The organism is Amycolatopsis rhizosphaerae, assembly GCF_007713715.1.
In the GTDB taxonomy this organism is placed as follows: domain Bacteria; phylum Actinomycetota; class Actinomycetes; order Mycobacteriales; family Pseudonocardiaceae; genus Amycolatopsis_E; species Amycolatopsis_E rhizosphaerae.
The window spans coordinates 1-6,249 of record NZ_VJWX01000418.1; the positions used below are offsets into that span (position 1 = coordinate 1).

Here is a 6,249-nt window from a genome sequence, read left to right on the forward strand (position 1 = left end):
AAACAAGGGGACCCCCGCACCCGTCAGAGCCTGCTTATCCTTGCTGCCTTCCGGCCCTGGGGAGGTTCACAGGATGGACGCCGCGGGGGTCCGAGTTCAGTGTATCAAGGGCCGTACTACGAGCGGGACAGCGGCTTCGTCAGGTCGTACACGGTCGTGCCACCGACGGTGGCCGAGGTGTAGTTGTCCTGGACCCAGCTCGCGATCGAGCCGCTGCCGCCGCGGCCGCCGCCGAAGCCGCCCATGCCGCCGGAGACGTAGTAGGTGATCTCCCCCTTGGCGACGTGCTGCTTGAACTGCTCCAGGGTGGGCGCCGGGTCGCCGCCGTTGAACCCGCCGATGGCCATCACGGACTTGTCGGAGTTCAGCGCCAGGCCCGCGGCCTCCTGCGATCCGTTGGTCGCGGCGGCCCACTTGGTGGTGGTGGCCTTCAGCAGGGCGATCACCGCGCTGCTGGTCCGGCCCCGGCCGTCGCCGGGTACGACACCGGCGCCGCCGGGTCCGCCGCCCATCCCGCCGAATCCGCCTCGGGTTCCGGGGCCCGAGGTCGGCGTCGACCCGGTGTGGCCCGTGCTCGCGGTGGTGATCGCGTACGCGGTCGAGCCGAGCATCCCGGAGACGATGGCGGCGGCGGCGAGCACCACACCGGCCCGGCGCAGCCGGTCGGCCCCGAAGAGCAGCGCGCCGGTCACGAGCGCGGCCAGCACCAGCACCAGGTACCGCAGCCAGGGCAGCCACGAGGACTCGCGGTCCAGCAGGATGAAGTCCCAGATCCCGGTGGCCGCGACCATCAGGGCGAGCACGATCCTGGCCGGGAAGTTGTGCCTTCCCCGCCACAGTTCCACCGAGCCGACGCCGATCAGCCCGGCGACCCCGGGCGCCAGCGCGACCGAGTAGTACGGGTGGATGATCCCGTTCATGAAGCTGAACACCAGGCCGGTGACCACGGTCCAGCCGCCCCAGAGCAGGAGCGATGCCCGGCCCGGGTTCGTGCGCGGTGCGTAGCGCGTGAACCACAGCCCGGCGACGAGCGCGATCAGCGCGGCGGGCAGCAGCCAGGAGATCTCGGTTCCGAAGGACTGGCCGAACATCCGGCCGAGCCCGGAGCCGCCGCCGAACATGGCGTTCCCGCCGCCCATGCCGCCACCGCCCGCGTGGTTGCCGTCACCGCCGAAGATCCGGCCGAGACCGTTGTAGCCCAGGGCCAGTTCGAGCGCGCTGTTGTTCGTCGAACCGCCGATGTACGGGCGGCTCGACGCGGGCCACAGTGCCACCGCGGCGAGCCACCACCCGGCGGAGACCACGACGGCCACCGCCGCCCCGAGCAGCTGCCACAGCCGCTTGCCCAGCGACGCGGGCGCGGCCACCAGGTACACCAGCGCGAACGCGGGCAGCACCAGGAAGGCCTGCAGCATCTTGGTCAGGAAGCCGAAACCGATCGCCACTCCGGCCAGCAACAGCCATCCGGTGCTCGCGCGCTCCAGCGCACGCACGGTGCAGTAGGCCCCGACGACCATGAGGAGCACGAGCAGGGCGTCGGGGTTGTTGAACTTGAACATCAGGGCCGCGACCGGGGTCAGCGCCAGCACGGCACCCGCCAGCAGGCCGGCCGCCGGGCCGGACAGCCGCCGCACGGTGGCGTACACCAGGGCCACCGATCCCACCCCGCACAGCGCGTCCGGCATGAGCATGCTCCAGCTGGAGAACCCGAAGATCCGGCCCGAGAGCGCCATCAGCCACAAGGAGGCCGGGGGCTTGTCGACGGTGATGGTGTTGCCCGGGTCCAGCGACCCGAAGAACAGCGAAACCCAGTTCTTCGTGCCGGCCTGCACGGCCATGGCGTAGAAGTCGTTCGCGTAGCCGGATGCGCTCAGGTTCCACAGGTACAGCGCCGCCGTCGCGAGCAGCAGGACACCCACGGCGGGGCGAACCCACCGTGGCCGGTCCGCCTGCCAGGCGGCTGCGACGGGGCCGGCCCCGGCGGTACGGGGCGGTGCGGCGGACGCAGTCGTCATCTGCGTGATTCTCCTATCGGTTCTTTCGGAAGACCCAGTTGCGGAACAGCAGGAAACGCAGCACGGTCGCGGTCAGGTTGGCCAGCACCAGCACCACGAGCTCGGCGAGCCTGCCCGGTTCCGCGGCGGAATGCAGCAGGGCGAGGGACCCGCTGGTCAGCGCCAGCCCGAGACCGAACACGATCAGCCCCTCGAACTGGTGCCGCCCGGCCCCGGCCGTACCGCGCACGCCGAAGGTGAACCGGCGGTTGGCCGCGGTGTTGGCCACGGCGGTGAGCAGCAGCGAGATCAGGTTGGCCACCTGCGCCCCCACGCCGAGGCGCAGCAGCAGGAACAGGACCAGGTACGCCAGCGTGCTGCCCACCCCGATGGCGGCGAAACGCACCAGCTGGGTGGCCAGCCTGGGCGGAACCCCGGGAGTGGACACCCCGATCGGCGCGCGGCCGAGCTGGGCGCGGATCTCGCTGATCGGCAGCGTTCCCCTGGCGAAGGCCCGGATCATGCGCGCCACCCCCTTGAGGTCCGCGGTGGCCGTGGACACGATGTGCACCGAGGAGTTCGGGTCGTCGACCCAGTCCACCGGCACCTCGTGGGTCCGCAGTCCGGCCCGCTGGGCGAGCACGAGCAGTTCCGTGTCGAAGAACCAGCCGGTGTCCTCCACCAGCGGCAGCAGCCGCCGGGCGACGTCGGCGCGGATGGCCTTGAACCCGCACTGCGCGTCGGAGAACTTCGCGGCGAGCGTGCCGCGCAGGATCAGGTTGTAGCAGCGGGAGATCAACTCGCGCTTGGGTCCGCGCACCACGCGGGCGCCGCGGGCCAGCCGCGACCCGATGGCCAGGTCCGAGTGCCCGGAGATGAGCGGGGCGATCAGCGGCAGCAGTGCGGCGAGATCGGTGGACAGGTCCACGTCCATATAGGCCAGCACCCGCGCGTCCGAAGCGGACCAGACGGCCTTGAGCGCGCGCCCCCGGCCCTTCTCGTCCAGGTGGACGACCTCGACCTCGTCCCGTTCGACGGCGAGGCGGTTCGCGATGGCGAGGGTTTCGTCGGTGCTGGCGTTGTCCGCGACCGTGATGCGAAAGGGATAGGGAAGCGACTCACGAAGGTAGCGGTGCAACCGGTCTACACATTGAGCGAGATCCTTTTCCTCGTTGTACACGGGGATGACCACGTCCAGTACGGGGGGTGCCGTGCCATCGGCGGAGCGGGCCCGCGGCGCTGCGGGGGAAGCGTCTGCGGAGGTCGTCATGCCACTACCGTCGCGGCACGCGTTGTGTCAGTGATGTGGTGAAGCTGTGCGCGCGCTGTGAGCCCTTCACCACGGAGCGGAAGATTTGGTGACACACCGCTCATCGGGCGACGAACAGCGAAAACCGGCTAGGGCACGGTGGGGCGCGCCGGTTCCTCCGCGTCCATCGCCCGGGGCAGCCGGACCACGAACTCGGTGGCGCCGGGGCGGCTGCGGACGCTCACCTCGCCGTGGTGCGCCGCCACGACGGCGGCCACGATGGCCAGCCCGAGCCCGGTGCTCCCGGCCGCGCGGGAACGCGAGGTGTCGCCGCGGGCGAAGCGTTCGAACACCTCGGGCAGCACATCCCGGGGGATGCCGGGGCCGTTGTCCACCACGGTCAGCCGAACCCGGTCATCCACAATGGACAAAGCGGTGGTGACCTCGGTGCCCGCCGGGGTGTGCGTCCTGGCGTTGTTCAGCAGGTTGATCACGACCTGGTGCAGCTGGTCGGCGTCCCCGATCACGGTGATCGGCTCCGGCGGCACCTCCAGTAGCCAGCGGTGCCCGGGGCCCGCGGCCTGCGCGTCGGCGACCGCGTCCATCACCAGCCGGGTCAGGTCCACCGGCTCGTGCGCCCGCTGCCGCCCGGAATCCAGGCGCGCCAGCAGCAGCAACTCTTCGACGAGGGTGGTCATCCGGGTGGATTCGGACTCCACGCGGCTCATCGCGAACTCGATGTCGGACGGCACCTGCTCGCCGCTGCGGCGGGTGAGTTCGGCGTAGCCCCGGATGGCCGCCAGCGGCGTGCGCAGCTCATGACTGGCGTCCGCGACGAACTGCCGGACCCGGCTCTCGCTTTCCTGCCGTGCCTTCAACGCGCTCGCGACGTGTTCGAGCATGCGGTTGAGCGCGGCGCCGACCTTGCCGACCTCGGTGCCGGGATCGGTGTCCACTTCGGGCACCCGCACCGACAGCGCGACTTCGCCCCGGTCCAGCGGCAGCTCCGAGACCTGCGCGGCGGTCCGCGCGAGGCGGTCCAGCGGGCGCATGGTGCGCCGGATGGTCGCCGCGCCGACCGCGCCCGCGAGCAGCAGCCCGCCGAGCGCGACCCCGCCGAAGATCAGCCCCAGCTGCCACAGCGTCGCGGTGACGTCGGCCAGTGGCAGCCCGGTGATCAGGATCCCGCCGTCGCGGGCGTGGACGGACATGACGCGGTACTCGCCGAGCGGACCGAGGTCGACACTGCGGCTGCGGCCGTCGGTGGGCAGGTTCACCAGAAGGTGCAGCTGCGCTTGGGGCACCGCGTCGCTCGGGAACCGGTCACCCTCGCCTTCGGCCCCGTGCTCCCCCTGGGCCGGGACACCCTTCAGGACGCCGGCGTGCACGCCACCGGCAGGATCCACGGCCACGTTCAGCGTGCCGATGCCCTGACCGGGCACGCGGAGGGCCTCCGGCGGATGTTCCTTTCCCGGCTGGGGTGACAAGCCGTTGGGGAGCGGGCGGGTACCGCGCTCGCTCGCCGCGGAAAGCCGGTTGTCGAGCTGGTGGAGCAGAAAGCCGTGCAGGGCCAGTTCGGTGACCGCACCGACCACCAGGCAGACCACCGCGAGCAGCACGATGACCTGCGCGATCAGCTTCCCGCGCAGCGAGGAGGGGAGGAAACGGGCGGAGCGCTGAAGGCTAGGTTGCTGGTTTGAGGACATACCCCGCGCCGCGCATGGTGTGGATCATCGGTTCCCTGCCCGCGTCTATTTTCTTCCGCAGGTACGAAATATAGAGCTCGACGATGTTCGCCTGACCGCCGAAGTCGTAGCTCCACACCCGGTCCAGGATCTGCGCCTTCGACAGGACCCGCCTCGGATTGCGCATCAGGAACCGCAGCAACTCGAACTCCGTCGCGGTGAGGGAGATCGGCTCGTTGCCGCGGAACACCTCGCGACTGTCCTCGTCGAGGGTCAGATCGCCCACCACCAGTGAGGAACCCTCGTTCGCCGAGACCACGCGCGAGCGCCGGAGCAGTGCCCGGAGCCGCAGCACCACCTCTTCGAGACTGAACGGCTTGGTGACGTAGTCGTCGCCGCCGGCGGTGAGACCGGCGATGCGGTCCTCCACCGCATCGCGTGCGGTGAGGAACAACACGGGCAACTGCGACGCCTCGGCCCGCAGTTTGCCGAGCACTTCGAGCCCGCTGAAGTCGGGCAGCATCACGTCCAGCACGACCGCGTCGGGGCGGAAGTCGCGCGCGATCCGGATGGCTTCGCTCCCGGTTCCCGCGCTGCGGATGTCCCAGCCTTCCATGCGCAACGCCATGGACACCAGTTCGGCGAGCGTCACCTCGTCGTCGACGACGAGGACGCGGACCGGGGAACCGTCGGCGTGCTGCAGATCGGCCTTGCTCTGGCCGGCGTTCATGCTGGTCATGGTGCCATCCTCGGTCAGGCGGGTAGGCCCCGCCTGAAAGAACGCTGTGCGTTTCCTGTGCGGCGCCAGTGCACAGGCCGCGCCCATCGGGTGCACAGCCTGCACACAGGCAGCGTCAACAACCTGGTCGTGGCAGGGCGCCGAACACTTCTGGAGAGGAAACCATGAGCAGCGAGCCGACGACCACACCGCAGGCTCCCCCGGCGTGGGGCGACCCGCAACCCCCCACGCCGAAGTGGTCCGGCAGGAAGACCGCGATCGCGGCGGGCGTCGCGGTGGCCATCGTCGCCGTCGGCGGGGTGGCGATCTACGCCGGCGCCTCGGCGAACAGCGCCAACGGGCAGGGCGGCATGGGCAGGACGGGCGGCCCCGGCGGCTTCGGCGGCCAGATGGGCGGCCGCAACGGTGGCGCGGCGTCCACCCTGCTGTCGGCGCTGCACGGCGACTTCACCCTTTCACAGAACGGCGGCTACGTCACCGAACGGCTGCAGACCGGTGAGGTGAGCGCGCTCAGCGCCACTTCGATCACCGTGAAGAGCAAGGACGACTACACCCAGACCTACACGATCGACTCCGGCACCG

The 6,249-nt window shown here is 70.7% G+C and carries 5 protein-coding genes and 1 other RNA gene; 1 reads left to right on the forward strand and 5 read right to left on the reverse strand.

From position 1 onward, the window contains the following. The 5 genes from ffs to FNH05_RS29260 form a co-directional block, all read right to left on the reverse strand. Nucleotides 1-97: signal recognition particle sRNA small type (gene ffs / locus FNH05_RS29240), an RNA gene on the reverse strand. A 19-nt stretch (nt 98-116) separates the two neighbouring features. Beyond that, the gene (locus FNH05_RS29245; protein ID WP_144592076.1) at nt 117-2,015 is read right to left on the reverse strand and encodes a glycosyltransferase family 39 protein; all 1,899 of its coding nucleotides are present in this window, start codon (nt 2,013-2,015) and stop codon (nt 117-119) included. A gap of 13 nt (nt 2,016-2,028) precedes the next feature. After that, on the reverse strand, nt 2,029-3,264 hold the full coding sequence (locus FNH05_RS29250) for a bifunctional glycosyltransferase family 2/GtrA family protein (protein ID WP_144592077.1): 1,236 nt from the start codon (nt 3,262-3,264) through the stop codon (nt 2,029-2,031). Between the two features lie 128 nt (nt 3,265-3,392). Then, nucleotides 3,393-4,949: a sensor histidine kinase gene (locus FNH05_RS29255; protein ID WP_144592078.1), complete on the reverse strand. Its 1,557-nt coding sequence runs from the start codon at nt 4,947-4,949 to the stop codon at nt 3,393-3,395. After that, nucleotides 4,927-5,667 (reverse strand): response regulator transcription factor, encoded by a 741-nt coding sequence (locus FNH05_RS29260; protein ID WP_144592079.1) that lies wholly within the window; start codon nt 5,665-5,667, stop codon nt 4,927-4,929. The genes FNH05_RS29255 and FNH05_RS29260 overlap by 23 nt, the downstream gene beginning before the upstream one ends. Nucleotides 5,668-5,831: 164 nt before the next feature. Here FNH05_RS29260 and FNH05_RS29265 point away from each other — a divergent pair. Continuing rightward, nucleotides 5,832-6,249 (forward strand): hypothetical protein (locus FNH05_RS29265; protein WP_144592080.1); only part of this gene is annotated, 418 nt, incomplete at its 3' end.